Genomic DNA, 16,612 nt, shown 5'->3' on the forward strand with positions numbered 1-16,612 from the left:
ATTGGTGTTATCCGTTATCGATCCCGATAGTCAACATGGAGCGTTTTATGTGTCTAATCACCCCGCTGCGCCGCGGCATCATCCTGTCCGGCATTCTGTTTTCCCTTCTCGGCACCGCCCAGGCCACCGATCTCAAACACTGGCCTGCACCCCAGGCGAAGCAGCTGAACCGGCTGATTGAACAGCATGCCAGTCAACATGAGTTCGCCGTTTTTGATCTCGACAACACCACCTGGCAGCACGATCTGGAAGAATCGCTGCTGCCCTGGATGGAAAACCACGGTTACCTGACGCGCGAACAGCTGGATCCTTCACTTAAACTGATCCCCTTTGACGACCTGCCCGGCGCGCCGGAGAGCCTCTACAGCTACTATCATCGACTGTGCGAAATGGACGATCTGGTTTGCTATCCGTGGGCCGCGCAGGTTTTTTCAGGCTTCACCGTCGGCAAGCTGAAAGGCTATGTTGATGCGATGATGAAGGAGCAAAAACCGGTGCCGGTGGTTAAAATGCACCACCAGCGGCCGATTTCGGCAGTGGTCTATCCCCCCAAAGTGCTACCCGGCATGCAGGAGCTGTTCAGCAAACTGCAGGAAAACGGCATCCGCGTGTATGTCATCAGCGCCGCGCAGGAAGAGCTGGCGCGCGCCATCGCCAGCGATCCGCAATATGGCTACAACGTGAAGCCTGAAAACGTGCTTGGCGTGAATCTGCTGCTGCGCGATCCCAAAACGGGCCAGCTGACAACATCACGCAGGCAGATCCGTGAAGGGCACTACCGGCCTGAGGCCAATAACAACCTGGTACTGACTCCGTACGTCGTGGCACCAACCACCTGGTTCGAGGGCAAAGCGGCCACCGTTCTGGCGTATATCGATCAGTGGCGTAAACCGATTCTGGCCGGTGGCGATACCCTGTATTCCGATACCTATATGCTACTGAACAGCGTGGACGTGGAGAAATCGGGGATGCGGCTGTGGATTAACCGCAGCGAGGAAACGCACACTCGCCTGCAGGCGCTGTTGAAAAATGCCGTGGTCGATCAGAAGGCGGCAGGCGTTACGCCGAATGCCGATATGAACTGGGTCGTCGTGCAGCAGAGCGAGCTGCAGTAGATCGTCAGAGGAAAAGCGCCCCTTCAACGGCCCGGACAGCCGGGATCCGTTAAAGGGGCTGAACTCGCGGAGCAGCGCTACTTCACGTCGCTGCGTTCGTCCACGACGTCAATAATCTCTTCATCCTTGCGGGTCAGGCTGATGACTTTGAAGATCAGGCTGAGCGCAACGCCAACGATCGTCGCCAGCGCCATGCCTTTCAGTTCGGCGGCACCGATATGCACCTTCGCCCCGCTGACGCCGATAATCAGGATCACCGAGGTCAGGATCAGGTTTTGCGCCTTGTTGTAATCCACTTTCGATTCAATCAGCACGCGGATACCTGATGCGCCAATCACCCCGTACAGCAGCAGTGACACGCCGCCCATCACCGGCACCGGCACGGCCTGAATAGCCGCCGCCAGTTTACCCACGCAGGAGAGCAGGATCGCCAGAATCGCCGCGCCGCCGATCACCCAGGTACTGTACACGCGAGTAATCGCCATCACGCCGATATTCTCACCGTAGGTGGTGTTGGGCGTTGAACCGAAGAAACCGGAGAAAACGGTCGAGATACCGTTGGCAAACATTGAACGGTGCAGGCCCGGATCTTTCAGCAGGTCTTTCTTCACGATATTCGCCGTCACCACCAGATGGCCGACGTGCTCGGCAATCACTACCAGCGCCGCAGGCAGGATAGTAAAGATGGCATACCATTCGAAGCGCGGGGTGTAGAACGTTGGCAGCGCAAACCAGTGCGCTTCACGCACCGGCGTCCAGTCAACGATGCCCATAAAGAAGGATAACGCGTAGCCTGCCAGCACCCCGACCAGAATCGGAATAATGGCGAGAAATCCGCGGAACAGGACGGAGCCGAACACCGTCACGCCCAGCGTCACCATCGAGATGATGATGGTTTTACTGTCGGGAGAGGTGCCGTCGGCGGGCAGCAGGCCGGCCATATTCGCCGCCACGCCCGCCAGCTCCAGGCCGATCACCGCAACAATCGCCCCCATCGCGGCCGGAGGGAACATCACGTCCAGCCAGCCGGTGCCGGCTTTCTTCACAATCAACGCCACCAGGCAGAACAGCACGCCGCACATAATAAAGCCGCCCAGCGCCACTTCATACCCCAGCGGCAGCAGCAGCAGTACCGGAGAGATAAAGGCAAAACTAGAGCCGAGGTAGGCCGGAATTTTTCCCTTACAGATAAACAGGTACAGCAGCGTACCGATACCGTTAAACAGCAACACCGTGGCCGGGTTGATGTGGAACAGAATCGGCACCAGCACCGTGGCACCGAACATCGCGAACAGGTGCTGGAAGCTGAGTGGAATGGTTTGCAGCAGCGGTGGCCGCTCGTGTACGCCTATTGCGCGACGCGTCATGTTTCATTACCCCTTGATATGTGTGCCATAAAAAAGCCGACTCTGCGGTCGGCTTGATAATTTACTTAGTACCAAAAATCTTATCGCCGGCGTCGCCGAGGCCAGGGATAATGTACCCCTTGTCGTTCAGCCCCTGATCCACCGATGCGGTGTACAGTTCCACATCCGGATGCGCTTTCTCCAGCGCGGCGATCCCTTCCGGGGCCGCAACCAGTACCAGCACCTTAATGCTGCTGCAGCCCGCTTTTTTCAGCAGGTCGATAGTGGCGATCATTGAGCCACCGGTGGCCAGCATCGGGTCAACCACCAGCGCCATGCGCTCTTCAATATTGGAAACCAGCTTCTGGAAATACGGTACCGGCTCCAGGGTTTCTTCGTCGCGGTACACGCCCACCACGCTGATGCGCGCGCTTGGTACGTGTTCCAGTACGCCTTCCATCATGCCCAGACCGGCACGCAGGATTGGCACGACGGTAATCTTCTTACCTTTGATCTGTTCGATCTGCACCGGGCCATTCCAGCCCTCGATGGTCACTGTTTCAGTTTCCAGATCGGCAGTCGCTTCATAGGTCAGCAGGCTTCCCACTTCTGACGCGAGCTCACGAAAACGCTTGGTGCTTACGTCGTTCTCACGCATCAGACCCAGTTTATGTTTGACCAGCGGGTGTTTGACTTCCACGATCTTCATTGTTGTACTCCCGGAGTGTTAAGCAGCAAAAAAAAATCGCGAGATTATAGCGCCATTTACCGGCAGCGCCATATGACTTAGTACAATAGTTTAGTTAATCGCGGCAATCGGTGTCAGGATTAGCTAAAATTCACCTATCCGCAATGTGCGTTAAGATGGCACTCGCAAACGTTTGCCTCCACTGGTAGAATTGCGGCGCTTTATTTTTACCACCACACCACCAACCGCAAACGCGTGGGGATTTCGCAGTGACCGACAAAACCTCTCTCAGCTATAAAGACGCCGGCGTAGATATCGATGCTGGTAATGCTTTAGTCGACCGTATCAAAGGCGTAGTGAAAAAGACCCGCCGCCCTGAAGTGATGGGTGGACTGGGCGGTTTCGGTGCCCTTTGTGCGCTGCCGCAAAAATACCGTGAACCTGTACTGGTTTCCGGCACTGACGGCGTTGGCACCAAGCTGCGTCTGGCGATGGACCTGAAGCGCCACGATACGATCGGTATCGATCTGGTCGCCATGTGCGTTAACGATCTGGTGGTACAGGGCGCAGAGCCTCTGTTTTTCCTCGACTACTACGCCACCGGTAAACTGGATGTGGATACCGCAGCCAGCGTGATCACCGGCATCGCAGAAGGCTGTTCGCAGTCTGGCTGTGCGCTGGTCGGCGGCGAAACCGCTGAAATGCCGGGTATGTACCACGGTGAAGATTACGACGTGGCGGGCTTCTGCGTCGGCGTGGTCGAGAAATCTGAAATCATCGACGGCAGCAAAGTGACCGACGGTGACGTGCTGATCGCGCTGGGTTCCAGCGGCCCGCACTCAAACGGCTACTCGCTGGTGCGCAAAATTCTGGAAGTCAGCAAAACCGACCCGGAAACCACCCAGCTGGAAGGCAAATCCCTTTCCGACCACCTGCTGGCCCCTACCCGCATCTACGTGAAAAACATCCTCAGCCTGATTGAGCAGGTTGACGTGCACGCGATTGCCCACCTGACCGGCGGCGGCTTCTGGGAAAACATCCCGCGCGTTCTGCCGGACAACACCCAGGCCGTGCTTGAAGAGTCAAGCTGGGAATGGCCAGCGGTATTTGGCTGGATGCAGCAGGCAGGCAACGTCAGCCGTCACGAAATGTACCGCACCTTTAACTGTGGCGTGGGCATGGTGATTGCACTGAGCGCGGCAGAAGCGGATAAAGCCGTTCAGCTGATGAACGACGCGGGTGAAAAAGCCTGGAAAATTGGTACCATTAAAGCCTCCGATTCTGAAGAGCGTGTGGTCATCAATTCATGAAACGTATAGTCGTGCTGGTTTCCGGGAATGGAAGCAACCTACAGGCAATTCTGGACGCCTGTCAGCAGGGGCGGATTAACGGCAGCGTGGCTGCCGTGTTCAGCAACAAAGCCGATGCCTTTGGCCTGGAGCGCGCGCGTGAAGCGGGCGTACCGGCTCATGCGCTGGCCGCTTCTCAGTTTGCCGATCGTGAAGCGTTCGATCGTCAGCTGATGCTGGAAATCGATGCTTACGCCCCTGATCTGGTGGTACTGGCCGGCTATATGCGTATTCTCAGCCCAGCGTTCGTGCAGCGTTACGCCGGACGTATGCTGAATATCCACCCTTCCCTGCTGCCAAAATATCCGGGGCTGCACACTCACCGCCAGGCGATTGAGAATGGCGATGACGAGCACGGCACCTCCGTTCATTTTGTCACCGAGGAGCTGGACGGCGGCCCGGTCATTTTACAGGCGAAAGTTCCGGTCTTTCGTGAAGACACCGAGGCGGACGTCACCGCGCGCGTTCAGCATCAGGAACACGCGATTTATCCGCTGGTGGTCAGTTGGTTCATTGAAGGCCGTCTGGCCATGCGCGAGGAAAGCGCCTGGCTGGATGGACAGCCGCTACCTGCCGAAGGGCATGCGTTTGAATGATTGATACAGGGCGGAATATTTTCCGCCCTTATTTTTAGCCAAATCGGCCGGTAATATAGTCTTCGGTTTTGCGCTGACGCGGTGCGGTAAACAGATCGTCGGTCAGGCCAAACTCCACCACGCTCCCCTGATGCATAAACGCGGTATAGTCAGATACGCGTGCGGCCTGCTGCATGTTGTGCGTGACCAGCACCAGCGTGAAGTGCTGTTTCAGCGTACTCATCAGCTCTTCAATCACCAGCGTTGAAATCGGATCCAGCGCCGAGGTGGGCTCATCCAGCAGCAGGATTTCTGGCTCAATGGCGATGGCGCGCGCAATCACCAAACGCTGCTGCTGCCCGCTGGAAAGCGTCAGCGCATTCTGCCACAGGTTATCCTTCACCTCGCTCCACAGCGCCGCGGCACGCAGCGCTCGCTCTACCGTTTCATCCAGCACCCGCCGATCGCGGATGCCCTGCAGGCGCAGGCCGTAAACCACATTGTCATAGATGGTCTTGGGAAACGGATTAGGCCGCTGGAACACCATCCCAACGCGGCGACGCAGCACCGACAGATCGCGATCGTGGCCGAGGATCGACTGCTGGTGCAGACGAATGTCACCCTCTACCCGGCAGTTATCGATCAGATCGTTCATGCGGTTAAAGCAGCGCAGCAGCGTCGATTTACCGCAGCCGGAGGGGCCGATCAGCGCGGTGATGCGATTTTTCGGTATCCGCAGACTGATGTTGTTCAGGGCCGGTTTATCCCCGTACCACAAACTCAGATTATCCAGCTCAAGCGCGGTTTCCGCTTCTTCAAATATAACAGCCATAACAATCCCGTATCAGTGCATCAGCGCACGGTAGCGCTCGCGAAGACGATGGCGCAGTATCATTGCCATCAGGTTTAATCCCAGGATCAGCAGAACCAGCAGCAGCGCCGTGGCAAAGACCAGCGGACGATCGGCCTCCGCGTTCGGGCTCTGGAATGCCAGATCGTAAATCTGAAAGCCGAGGTGCATAAATTTACGGTCAAGATGCAGATAAGGGAACAAAGAATCAATCGGCAGTTCGGGCACCATTTTCACCACTCCAACCAGCATCAGCGGCGCGGTTTCTCCGGCGGCACGCGCCACGGCCAGGATCAGCCCGGTCAGCATCGCCGGAACCGCCAGCGGCAGGGTCACATGCCACAGCGTTTCGGCCTGCGTGGCGCCCAGCGCCAGCGAACCCTGCCGCAGCGCGGGCGGAATACGCGAAAGCCCTTCTTCAGTGGCCACAATCACCACCGGCAGCGTCAGCAGCGCCAGCGTCAGCGAGGCCCACAGCAGCCCCGGCGTACCGAAGGTGGGATTAGGCAGTGAGCCGGCGAAGAACAGCCGATCGATACTTCCCCCCATCAGCCAGACAAAGAAGCCGAGGCCAAACACGCCGTAAACGATTGACGGCACGCCCGCCAGATTGACGACGGCAATGCGCACCAGCCGGGTGAGCATGTTGCGCCCCGCGTACTCGTGCAGCCAGATTGCCGCAATGACCCCCAGCGGCATCACTACCACTGACATCAGCAGCACCATCAGTATGGTGCCGAAGATCGCCGGAAATACCCCGCCGTCGCGCTGGCCGTCACCGCTGCTGTCGCTGACAAAATGCCAGATTTGCTGGCCGAAGTGCTGCCATTTCTGCCACAGGCTGAGGGTATTTGGCTGCCAGGCGGATATAATCTGCCCCAGCGGAATACGGTGGGTCGCGCCGGCGGCATCGCGCAGCAGCAATACCGTGTTGTTGCTTTCAATATGCAGGGCTGAAAGGCGCGATGCGTAGCGCGCAAACTGCCGCTGTAGCTCCGCCCGGTCAGCCTCGTAAACCGACTGCGCCTGGGGGGTAAAACTCTGGCGGGCAATCTGTTTTCTGCGCTGTTTTTCCAGCGCTTCCAGCTGGGTATTCACCCGCGCCATCGATACCCGGCGGAGTTTTTCCGCTTCGGCAATATGCTGACGTGCCTGCACCAGCCGCTGCTGCAGGGTTTGGTTTAAGTCACGCGCCATCAGCATCTGGCCGCCTTCCTGCAGGCCATCAAACCAGCCATAGGCATTACCACCGCTAAGGCGCTGCAGCACAATGGCCGCGCCTGGCGTTGACCGTCTGACGATTTCCGCGGACAAAATGGTACGGAAATCCGGCGCGGCGAAGTCGCGATTGCCGGTTTTGATCAGATAGCGGGTGACGTTCTCCGGCAGGTCAGGCGGCAACGGTTGGCCGCTGGCCTCCAGCTGCTGGCGCGATACCTGCTGCTGCCCGGCCACTTCCCCCAGCAGCTGTTGCTCCCCCGACGGTGTACTGACGGTAAACAGCGCCACCGGCTGCGGCCAGAAATAGCGCAGCCCCTGCCAGCCCAGCAGGGCAATCAGCAGCATAAACACCAGCAGGCTGACGGCGACGGCACCGCCGGTCAGCCAGCGCCAGCGATGGTTGTTGCGTTCCGCGTTCATCATCCCTGCACCTCCTGCTGGCTGTAGCGCTGCCGCAGACGCTGGCGGACCATTTCAGCAATCGTATTCACCACCAGGGTGAACACCAGCAGCACCAGGGCAGAAAGGAACAGAATACGGTAGTGCGCGCTGCCGGCCGCCGCTTCGGGCATCTCCACGGCCACATTCGCCGCCAGCGAACGCAGGCCCTGCAGCAGGCCACCATCGGTGACCGGGGTATTGCCGGTGGCCATCAGCACAATCATGGTCTCGCCCAGCGCCCGGCCAAAGCCGATCATCAGCGCGGCAAAAATGCCTGACGATGCCCCGGGCAGTACCACGCGGGTCAGGGTCTGCCACTGTGTGGCACCCAGCGCCAGCGATCCCTGCCCCTGCGAGGCGGGAACGCTGAAGATCGCATCTTCCGCCAGCGTGAAGATCAGGGGGACCAGCGCAAAGCCCATCGCCACCCCGGCCACCAGCAGATTACGCTGCTGATAGCCCGAGCTGAGGCGTTCGGCCCAGACCTGCCCCCAGATGGCCTGCTCGACCAGCGGCACAAACCACAGGCAGAAACAGGCGGTCAGCAGCAGCAGCGGCAGCAGGATCACCACCTCGCGGCCCTCTGTCAGCCAGCGTCTGCGCCAGCGCGGCGGCAGTTTCTGCCGCCCCCAGCTGCACAGCAGCAGCACGGCAGCCAGCATCAGCGGCAGCAGGATAACGCCCGACAGCCTGTCGCCAAGCCTGGGGGCCAGCCACAGCCCGGCAATCAGCCCGATGACCACGCTGGGCAGCGCGCCCATCATTTCGATGCCGGGTTTCACCCAGCGACGCAGGCTGGGTGACATAAACCACGCGGTATACATTGCCGCCGCCAGCGCCAGCGGAGTGGCAAACAGCATCGCCAGCGCGGCCGCTTTCAGCGTCCCCACCACCATTGGCACCAGGCTGTATTTCCCCTGGTAGTAGTCATTTGCGGACGTTGACTGCCAGACATAGTCCGGCTCAGGATAGTTTTCATACCAGACTTTTTGCCACAGGCTGCGCCAGCTGATATCCGGCCACGGGTTGCTCAGGCGGAAGTGCTGCCAGCCGCCGTCGTGCTCCACCAGCAGTCCGTCACCTTCCGGTGAGAACTGCGCGTGCTGAATCCCCGCCGACAGCTGGCGCGTCAGAATTGCCCCCTGCTGCTTGCTGGCATACATTTTCAGTTCACCCTGCGGGCTGAGGGTGGCAAAGACCCGGCGATGGGCCTCAGTAAACAGCAGCGGCTGCCAGCGTGCGCCGTCGAAGGCGCGGATGTGCCGAAGATGGGGACCGTCGGCGCTGGCAATATCAAACCACTGCGAAATCCCCTGCTCATCGGCGACCAGCAGAGAACTGCCGCCGCTGAGCAGCGCCAGGGTTTTTGCCGGTCTGGGCAGCGTAACCGCATCGCGCAGCGCTGGCGCGCCCTCACCCAGCGTCCAGACGCGCAGCTGCGAGCCGGAAAGCGTGAACAGCAGCGCGCCATCGGGCGACAGCAGCAGCTGATTCACGTTGCTGACCGCGAGACGGGTGTTCTGTGCCGGCTGCTGCGGCTGCAGTTGCCACAGAGAAACGCCATCGTTCTCTGCCAGCGCCACCACCCAGCGGTTTTCTGCGCTCTGCGCCACGCTGATTTGCCCTACCCGCGCATCACCGGACGCAATGGGGAGTTCACCCAGTGGAAACGTCCAGTGCGGCTTCTGCGGAAGACTGAAATCGGGGCGGACAAGCAGCATATTGCCGCCGTTATCCAGCAGGAGCGTCGTCAGGTTATCCGCGCTGGAGGCAGCACGGACCGGCCCTGCCAGCAGCGTCCGGGGCTGAAGTTGAAGCTGCTGCTCAGACTGCGGTTGAGGGTGCTGCTCCGACTTTGACGGTGGCGGCGGCAGAGTCGCATTTTGCGCCTCCAGCTCAATAAACTGGCCGCGGCCGTCTTCATCAATACGCCAGCCCCAGCGCTGGGCCTTATCGGTACCCAGCGCCACCGAATGGCTGGGTGAATCCAGCTTGATCTCACCCGCTTTTTCGAAGCCCGGTGCCGAAAATAACGGTATCACCACCCAAATAAGCCAGAAAAACAGCAACAGCATCACCAGCAGGATGGCTACCCCGCACGCGGTCACCACGCGCCGGGTCAGACGATCGGCAAATCGTCTGCTGCGGGCGTTGTCGTGTACGGGGATTGGGTTATCGATCATGCCTGGTCTGGTTTCCATTATGCGGTAAAGTCGCTATGTTGCCCGTATGCGGCTAATAAGACAATTACACAGTGCGATACAATGACATATGCCCACCGACGCGGGGGCGCTTTCTGCGTCTCTGTCACAAAAATGTCATACATCTGCCGTTGGACATTGTTGCCATACTCTCGCCATAATGTTGCAGAACAATGGATATCTTCATCCTGAATCAGTCGAACGGAGTAAAAATGGGTCAGGAAAAGCTTTACATAGAAAAAGAATTAAGCTGGCTGTCCTTTAACGAGCGAGTGCTACAGGAAGCGGCAGACAAAACCAACCCGCTGATTGAGCGCATGCGTTTTCTGGGGATCTATTCCAATAACCTGGAAGAATTTTATAAAGTTCGCTTTGCCGATTTGAAACGTCGCATCCTGATCGGTGAAGAACAGGGTTCCCCCAGCACGCCGCGCCATTTGCTAAAAAAAATCCAGGCGCGCGTTCTCAAGGCCGATCAGGAGTTCGACAGCCTGTATAACGACCTGCTGCTGGAAATGGCGCGTAATCAGATCTTCCTGATTAACGAACGCCAGCTTTCCCCCAATCAGCAGAGCTGGCTGCGCCACTACTTCAAACACCATCTTCGCCAGCATATTACGCCCATTCTAATCAACGAAGACACCGACCTGATTGAATTCCTCAAGGATGATTACACCTATCTGGCGGTGGAAATTATTCGCGGCGAAGACTTCCGTTATGCCCTGCTGGAAATCCCGTCGGACAAGGTACCGCGCTTCGTTAACCTGCCGCCGGAAACACCGCGCCGCCGCAAGCCAATGATCCTGCTGGATAACATCCTGCGCTACTGCCTGGGTGATATCTTCCGCGGTTTCTTTGACTACGATGCGCTGAACGCTTACTCGATGAAGATGACCCGCGATGCGGAATACGATCTGGTCAACGAGATGGAGTCCAGCCTGCTGGAGCTGATGTCTTCCAGCCTGAAGCAGCGTCTGACCGCCGAGCCGGTGCGCTTTGTCTATCAGCGCGACATGCCCGATGCGATGGTTGAGCTGCTGCGTAAAAAGCTGAACATCTCCAACTACGATTCGATCGTTCCCGGCGGGCGCTATCATAACTTTAAGGACTTCATCGGCTTCCCTAACGTCGGTAAAGCGAACCTGGTCAATAAACCGCTGCCGCAGCTGCGTCATATCTGGTTTGACCGCTTCCGTAACGGCTTTGATGCCATTCGCAATCGCGATGTACTGCTCTACTATCCGTACCACACCTTTGAGCACGTACTGGAGCTGCTGCGCCAGGCCTCGTTTGACCCGTCGGTTTTAGCCATCAAGATCAACATCTACCGCGTGGCTAAGCACTCGCGCATTATGGACGCGATGATTCATGCGGCCTATAACGGCAAGAAAGTCACGGTAGTGGTGGAACTGCAGGCCCGCTTCGATGAAGAGGCGAATATTCACTGGGCGAAGCGCCTGACCGAGGCCGGCGTGCACGTTATCTTCTCCGCGCCGGGCCTGAAGATCCACGCCAAGCTGTTCCTGATTTCACGCCGCGAAAACGGCGAGATCGTCCGCTACGCCCACATCGGTACCGGTAACTTTAACGAAAAAACCGCGCGGATCTACACCGACTATTCGCTGCTGACTGCCGATGCGCGTATCACAAATGAAGTTCGCCGGGTCTTCAACTTTATTGAAAACCCGTATCGTCCGGTAAGTTTTGAACATCTGATGGTGTCGCCGCAGAACTCACGCAAAATGCTGTATCAGCTGATTGATGCCGAGATTGCCAACGCGCAGAACGGCATTCAGGCTGGGATCACCCTCAAGATTAACAACCTGGTCGATAAAGGCCTGGTCGATCGCCTGTATACGGCCTCCAGCGTGGGCGTAAAAGTGAACCTGCTGGTGCGCGGGATGTGCTCGCTGATCCCGGATCTGGAAGGTATCAGCGAAAATATTCGCGTGATCAGCATCGTTGACCGCTATCTGGAACACGATCGCGTCTATATTTTTGATAACGGCGGCGATAAAAAGGTCTTCCTCTCCTCCGCTGACTGGATGACGCGAAATATTGACTACCGTATTGAAGTAGCCGTCGCCATTCTCGATCCTATTCTGAAACAGCGTGTGCTGGATATTATCGCCATTCTGTTAAGTGATACGCTGAAGGCCCGTTATGTCGATAAAGAACTGAGCAACCGCTATGTACCCCGCGGCAACCGCCGTAAGGTTCGCGCGCAGCTGGCTATTTACGATTATATTAAATCTCTTGAGCAACCTGACTGACACACAACTATGCCAATATCCCATAAAAGTACGCCTAAACCGCAGGAACTTGCCGCTATCGACCTCGGTTCGAACAGTTTTCACATGGTGATTGCCCGCGTAGTGGACGGTGCCATGCAGGTTCTGGGTCGCCTGAAGCAGCGGGTCCATCTGGCCGATGGCCTGGACAGCAATAACGTGCTGAGTGAAGAGGCGATCCAGCGTGGCCTGAGCTGCCTCGCGCTGTTTGCAGAACGCCTGCAGGGTTTCAGCCCGAGCAACGTGACCATTGTTGGCACGCATACGCTGCGCCAGGCGGTTAACGCCGAGGATTTCCTGCAGCGCGCGGCGGAAGTGATCCCCTACCCGATTGAAGTCATTTCGGGCCATGAAGAAGCCCGCCTGATCTTTATGGGTGTGGAACACACCCAGCCGGAAAAAGGCCGCAAGCTGGTCATCGACATCGGCGGCGGCTCAACCGAGATGGTCATTGGTGAAGACTTTGAGCCAAAGCTGGTAGAAAGCCGCCGTATGGGCTGCGTCAGCTTTGCCAACCTCTATTTCCCCGGTGGCACCATCAGCAAAGAGGCCTTCCGCCGCGCGCGGCTGGCAGCGGCGCAGAAGCTGGAAACCCTGGCCTGGCAGTATCGCCTGATGGGCTGGCAGTATGCGCTGGGCGCATCCGGCACCATTAAAGCCGCCTGCGAAGTGCTGGTGGCGATGGGCGAGAAGGACAAGCTGATCACCCCTGAACGGCTGGAAAAGCTGTATGACGAGGTCATCAAGCATAAATCTTTCGATGCTCTGAGCCTGCCGGGGCTGTCAGAAGAACGCAAAGGGGTCTTCGTTCCCGGCCTGGCAATCCTCTGCGGCGTCTTTGACGCGCTGGCGATCCGTGAACTACGGCTTTCCGACGGTGCGCTGCGTGAAGGCGTGCTGTACGAGATGGAAGGCCGCTTCCGCCATCAGGATATTCGCAGCCGCACGGCGCAGAGCCTGGCCAACCATTATGCTATCGACAGCGATCAGGCCCGTCGTGTGCTGGAAACCACGGAGCAGCTGTTTGAACAGTGGCGCGAACAGAACCCGAAGCTGGAAAATCCTCAGCTGGCCGCGCTGCTGAAGTGGGCTGCGATGCTGCACGAGGTGGGGCTGACCATTAACCACAGCGGTATGCATCGCCATTCGGCGTATATCCTGCAAAATACCAATATGCCCGGGTTTAACCAGGATCAACAATCGTTGCTGGCAACGCTGGTACGCTTCCACCGCAAGGCGGTTAAAGTGGACGAAATGCCACGCCTGACGCTGTTCAAACGCAAACAGTTCCTGCCGCTGGTCTTCCTGCTGCGCCTTGGGACATTGTTGAACAATCAGCGCCAGGCCACCACCCGCCCCAGCGATCTGCAGTTACAAACTGATGACGGTCACTGGACGCTGACGTTCCCGCGTGATTACTTCAGCCAGAACAACCTGGTTCAGCTGGATCTTGAGCGCGAGCAGAGCTACTGGAACGACGTTACCGGCTGGCAGCTGACGATCCAGGAAGAGCAGTAACCCACCCGGTTACAGCTTTTGTGGGGTTCAGGCTGGCCTGAACCCTTTTTTACGGATAGAAGAATCAACACGATGACAAGACCCGATAATTTCTTTACGGAAACGTACCAGCTTACCCCGCCCCACTCTGAGGTCGTTGCCGCTCTGCCGTATCTTGACGGCGGATCCGCGCTGGATGTGGGCTGCGGCAACGGTCGCAACAGTCTGTACCTCAACAATCGCGGCTTTGACGTCACAGCATGGGATAAAAACCCCGCCAGCCTGGCGCGTTTAAATGAGATTATTACCGCTGAAAATCTGACCGGCATCCTCACCGCCGAGCACGATCTCAACACCCTGCGTTTCAACGGTTCCTACAACATGGTGCTGTCGACGGTGGTGATGATGTTTTTACAGCCGGAAACCATCCCGCAGCTGATTGCGGATATGCAGGCCAGCACGACGCGGGACGGTTTTAACCTGATCGTCGCCGCCATGGATACCCCTGATTATCCCTGCACCCTCGGTTTTCCGTTCGCCTTCAAATCCGGTGAGCTGAGCGACTACTACCGTAAATGGCACATCATCAAGTACAACGAAAACGTCGGTCAGCTGCATAAAACCGACGAAAACGGCCAGCGTATTTCGCTGCGCTTTGCGACCATCCTGGCGCAGAAAGCGAGCGTGAAAGACTGATTACCGCGCATCATCCGGGGCCGTGACCAGATTGTCCAACGGCTCCGGAATGCCAATAACAAACCCCTGCAGATAATCCACGCCAAGCTTACGCAGCGCCATGGCAACTTCATGCGTTTCCACATATTCAGCGACGATCTGCATACGTTTTAAGCGCGCGACCACGCAGATTGACTCAATGATTTGGTAATCCAGGCTGCTCTGCAGCATATTGCGCACAAAGCTGCCGTCGATTTTCAGCATATCCACCTGTACCTGCTTCAGACGGGAGTAGCTGGCATAGCCGGTACCAAAATCATCGATCGCCACCCGGCATCCCAGCTGGCGTAGCTGCGCAATACTGCGATTCCCCCAGCTGTAGTCACTGAGCATCGGCGACTCGGCAACTTCAATAATCAACTGCCAGGGTTCGATGTTGCTGGCCTTGAGGCGTGCGGAGATTTCTGCCGCCAGCTGAGGTCGGCACAGCGTGGCCGCAAACAGGTTCACCGCAAAGCGGATCCCGGGTAACTGCACGCGATGCCGATCGATAAATGCCAGTACCTGATCCAGGACCAGCTGATCGACCTCCCACGTCAGGCCGAATTCCTGTATCACCGGGATAAACTGCGCGGGTTTAAGATGCTCCCCCTGCGAATTCACCATCCGCAGCAGAATTTCATGGTAGTCGTCGCCTCGCATCCCGCGGATTTTCTGCGTCATCAGATAAAATCGGCCGTTCTGCATCGCCAGCTGAATATCCTGCAGCATCGCCAGTTTTTCCGTGAGCTGGCGCTGTACCGGCACCGTGTCCTTTTGCTGCAGATTTTCCGCGTGCCCGCTGTGCAGCGCGACTTCCGCCATCGCGCTCATTTCGCCCAGCAGCTCATAGAGGAAGTTGACCGGTGGCATCACGCTGCAGTAACTGATGCCCACATCAGGGTGAATAGGCAGGCCGTCCCAGCTCAGATGATAATCTTTCAGCCGGGTTTCCAGGCTTTCGATACGCGCCAGGCTCGCGGCGTGTTCCAGCCTCAGCGCGAGGTCAAACCCGGGAAGCTGGTAGACGTTTTCCGAAGCCAGCAGCCAGGGTTTTAAATGCTCAGCAAGACTGCGCTTGTATTGAATGCGCAGCTGCAGGCCATAGGTCCGGCTCAGGCGATCGAGGTCGGGGATGCGCAGAAAACACAGCACGGCCCCGGTATTGTGGGCCAGATCCTGACTGAGGGCGCGCACGTTCGGTAAGCCAATCACCGGATCGGTCAGCGCCATACGGCGGGCTTTGTCCAGCAGCCGCCGCTGTCGCGTGCTGATGGCCGACATCAGCATAATGGTCAGCGTAAAGACCAGCAGATTCGCGGAGATGACGGCAAGATGATATCCCTCCGTGCTCGGGCTTAGATAGCGGTCGCGAAGCTGATAAAGCACGATAAGCAGGACGCCCCAGCTTAGCGAGGTAAACAGATAGCCGAATCGCGTGGCGGCCCACAGCATCAGGGGAAGCAGCAGTGGAATGCCGTAATCGGTGGTTAACAGATTTTCCTGCGTGTTGTGAAACTGGGTCAGCATCAGCAGCAAAAACAGAACCAGGCTCAGCCAGAGCATCCACTCCCTGAAGGTGACGCTGGAAGCAAACTGATTGCGGCAGCGTCGGCGGAGCGTGTAAAAGAAAAGGGGATTACGCACCATACGCAGCGCAAAATAAAACAGCTGTGCGGTGGCCAGCAGAGCCAGCATCGCAGACTGATAATTCAGCAATGTATGGATGGAAAACAGGTTGTTGGAGAATATCGAATTATTCAACGGCAAAATATTCATCGGCGTGACGATTTGCATCAGCACGATAAACAGCGTGGGCATGGCAAATGCCAGCCAGAAAAGCCGTACCGCCACCGTCCGCATTTCCCCAATCTCTCCCCGCCAGCGGCGGTTTGACTGCAGGGTGTATCCCCCCCAGCACATGGACAGCGTGATCAGAAAAACGGAAATAATAGTGACCGCCTGCAGCGGCGTGTAGCGATGAAAATAGTGCCAGCACAGGGCAATGGCGATGCCGGGCAGGGCTGCCCAATTGAAGACCATCAGTAACGCTATCATCAACGCCAGAGGCAGATATATCAGGTAGACATACCCTTCCGGAAGCCATAAACGAACGGAAAGCGCAGAGGCCAGAGGCAGCGTGACCAGTGATAACAGCAGAGGTAATCCCCAAAATCGGGCGGAAAAATTTTTAATAAAAACGGATTTCTTCATTTATGTAAGATGCTTTTTAACGTGCTGTGCAGGTTTTAAAAGTTTCGATAACAATAAGACACGTCGATGATAATGAATAATGTCCTGATGCTATTGTAGGTTGAAATACT

At 57.4% G+C, this 16,612-nt stretch carries 12 protein-coding genes; 6 read left to right on the forward strand and 6 right to left on the reverse strand.

Going from position 1 to position 16,612, the window contains the following annotated elements; all coding sequences use genetic code 11:
* Nucleotides 1–47 precede the first annotated feature (47 nt).
* The gene (locus PGH32_RS12470) at nucleotides 48–1,115 is read left to right on the forward strand and encodes a haloacid dehalogenase-like hydrolase (protein ID WP_337894177.1); all 1,068 of its coding nucleotides are present in this window, start codon (nucleotides 48–50) and stop codon (nucleotides 1,113–1,115) included.
* 77 nt (nucleotides 1,116–1,192) lie between these two features.
* Here PGH32_RS12470 and uraA read toward each other — a convergent pair whose 3' ends face one another.
* Nucleotides 1,193–2,482, reverse strand: a complete 1,290-nt coding sequence (gene uraA / locus PGH32_RS12475; RefSeq protein WP_314422948.1) for a uracil permease — start codon at nucleotides 2,480–2,482, stop codon at nucleotides 1,193–1,195.
* A 61-nt stretch (nucleotides 2,483–2,543) separates the two neighbouring features.
* Nucleotides 2,544–3,170 (reverse strand): uracil phosphoribosyltransferase, encoded by a 627-nt coding sequence (gene upp, locus PGH32_RS12480; protein WP_314422946.1) that lies wholly within the window; start codon nucleotides 3,168–3,170, stop codon nucleotides 2,544–2,546.
* 248 nt (nucleotides 3,171–3,418) lie between these two features.
* Between upp and purM the strand changes: the two genes are divergently transcribed.
* Both purM and purN read left to right on the forward strand, forming a co-directional pair.
* The gene (purM, locus tag PGH32_RS12485; RefSeq protein ID WP_200545580.1) at nucleotides 3,419–4,459 is read left to right on the forward strand and encodes a phosphoribosylformylglycinamidine cyclo-ligase; all 1,041 of its coding nucleotides are present in this window, start codon (nucleotides 3,419–3,421) and stop codon (nucleotides 4,457–4,459) included.
* A complete protein-coding gene (purN, locus tag PGH32_RS12490; protein ID WP_337894178.1) occupies nucleotides 4,456–5,094 on the forward strand; it encodes a phosphoribosylglycinamide formyltransferase in 639 nt (212 codons plus the stop codon). The genes purM and purN overlap by 4 nt, the downstream gene beginning before the upstream one ends.
* A gap of 34 nt (nucleotides 5,095–5,128) precedes the next feature.
* On the opposite strand, the gene pstB is transcribed toward purN, so the two are convergent.
* The 3 genes from pstB to PGH32_RS12505 are packed head-to-tail and all read right to left on the reverse strand — an operon-like array spanning nucleotide 5,129 to nucleotide 9,786.
* Complete coding sequence (gene pstB / locus PGH32_RS12495; protein ID WP_314422938.1) at nucleotides 5,129–5,905, reverse strand: phosphate ABC transporter ATP-binding protein PstB; 777 nt, start codon at nucleotides 5,903–5,905, stop codon at nucleotides 5,129–5,131.
* 12 nt (nucleotides 5,906–5,917) lie between these two features.
* Nucleotides 5,918–7,564, reverse strand: coding sequence for a phosphate ABC transporter permease PstA (gene pstA / locus PGH32_RS12500; protein WP_337894293.1), 1,647 nt, complete (start codon nucleotides 7,562–7,564; stop codon nucleotides 5,918–5,920).
* Nucleotides 7,564–9,786, reverse strand: coding sequence for an ABC transporter permease subunit (locus PGH32_RS12505; protein ID WP_443112755.1), 2,223 nt, complete (start codon nucleotides 9,784–9,786; stop codon nucleotides 7,564–7,566). The genes pstA and PGH32_RS12505 overlap by 1 nt, the downstream gene beginning before the upstream one ends.
* 212 nt (nucleotides 9,787–9,998) lie before the next feature.
* Here PGH32_RS12505 and ppk1 point away from each other — a divergent pair, with 212 nt between their 5' ends.
* From ppk1 to tehB, 3 genes are all read left to right on the forward strand, one after another.
* Nucleotides 9,999–12,059, forward strand: a complete 2,061-nt coding sequence (ppk1, locus tag PGH32_RS12510) for a polyphosphate kinase 1 (RefSeq protein WP_314422932.1) — start codon at nucleotides 9,999–10,001, stop codon at nucleotides 12,057–12,059.
* Nucleotides 12,060–12,068: 9 nt separating this feature from the next.
* Complete coding sequence (ppx, locus tag PGH32_RS12515; RefSeq protein WP_105593246.1) at nucleotides 12,069–13,595, forward strand: exopolyphosphatase; 1,527 nt, start codon at nucleotides 12,069–12,071, stop codon at nucleotides 13,593–13,595.
* Nucleotides 13,596–13,667: 72 nt separating this feature from the next.
* On the forward strand, nucleotides 13,668–14,270 hold the full coding sequence (gene tehB, locus PGH32_RS12520; protein WP_337894180.1) for a tellurite resistance methyltransferase TehB: 603 nt from the start codon (nucleotides 13,668–13,670) through the stop codon (nucleotides 14,268–14,270).
* On the opposite strand, the gene PGH32_RS12525 is transcribed toward tehB, so the two are convergent.
* Nucleotides 14,271–16,502: an EAL domain-containing protein gene (locus PGH32_RS12525; RefSeq protein ID WP_314422922.1), complete on the reverse strand. Its 2,232-nt coding sequence runs from the start codon at nucleotides 16,500–16,502 to the stop codon at nucleotides 14,271–14,273. It lies immediately after the preceding gene.
* Between the last annotated feature and the right edge of the window lie 110 nt (nucleotides 16,503–16,612).

The organism is Erwinia sp. SLM-02 (assembly GCF_037450285.1).
Taxonomy (GTDB): domain Bacteria; phylum Pseudomonadota; class Gammaproteobacteria; order Enterobacterales; family Enterobacteriaceae; genus Erwinia.

Excerpts from the sequence above, each read along its gene's own strand:
- PGH32_RS12505 (WP_443112755.1), bottom strand. The coding sequence starts at position 9,786 with ATGGAAACCAGACCAGGCATGATCGATAACCCAATCCCCGTACACGAC.
- pstA (WP_337894293.1), bottom strand. The coding sequence starts at position 7,564 with ATGAACGCGGAACGCAACAACCATCGCTGGCGCTGGCTGACCGGCGGT.
- upp (WP_314422946.1), bottom strand. The coding sequence starts at position 3,170 with ATGAAGATCGTGGAAGTCAAACACCCGCTGGTCAAACATAAACTGGGT.
- uraA (WP_314422948.1), bottom strand. The coding sequence starts at position 2,482 with ATGACGCGTCGCGCAATAGGCGTACACGAGCGGCCACCGCTGCTGCAA.
- purN (WP_337894178.1), top strand. The coding sequence starts at position 4,456 with ATGAAACGTATAGTCGTGCTGGTTTCCGGGAATGGAAGCAACCTACAG.
- pstB (WP_314422938.1), bottom strand. The coding sequence starts at position 5,905 with ATGGCTGTTATATTTGAAGAAGCGGAAACCGCGCTTGAGCTGGATAAT.
- ppx (WP_105593246.1), top strand. The coding sequence starts at position 12,069 with ATGCCAATATCCCATAAAAGTACGCCTAAACCGCAGGAACTTGCCGCT.
- tehB (WP_337894180.1), top strand. The coding sequence starts at position 13,668 with ATGACAAGACCCGATAATTTCTTTACGGAAACGTACCAGCTTACCCCG.
- PGH32_RS12525 (WP_314422922.1), bottom strand. The coding sequence starts at position 16,502 with ATGAAGAAATCCGTTTTTATTAAAAATTTTTCCGCCCGATTTTGGGGA.
- PGH32_RS12470 (WP_337894177.1), top strand. The coding sequence starts at position 48 with ATGTGTCTAATCACCCCGCTGCGCCGCGGCATCATCCTGTCCGGCATT.
- ppk1 (WP_314422932.1), top strand. The coding sequence starts at position 9,999 with ATGGGTCAGGAAAAGCTTTACATAGAAAAAGAATTAAGCTGGCTGTCC.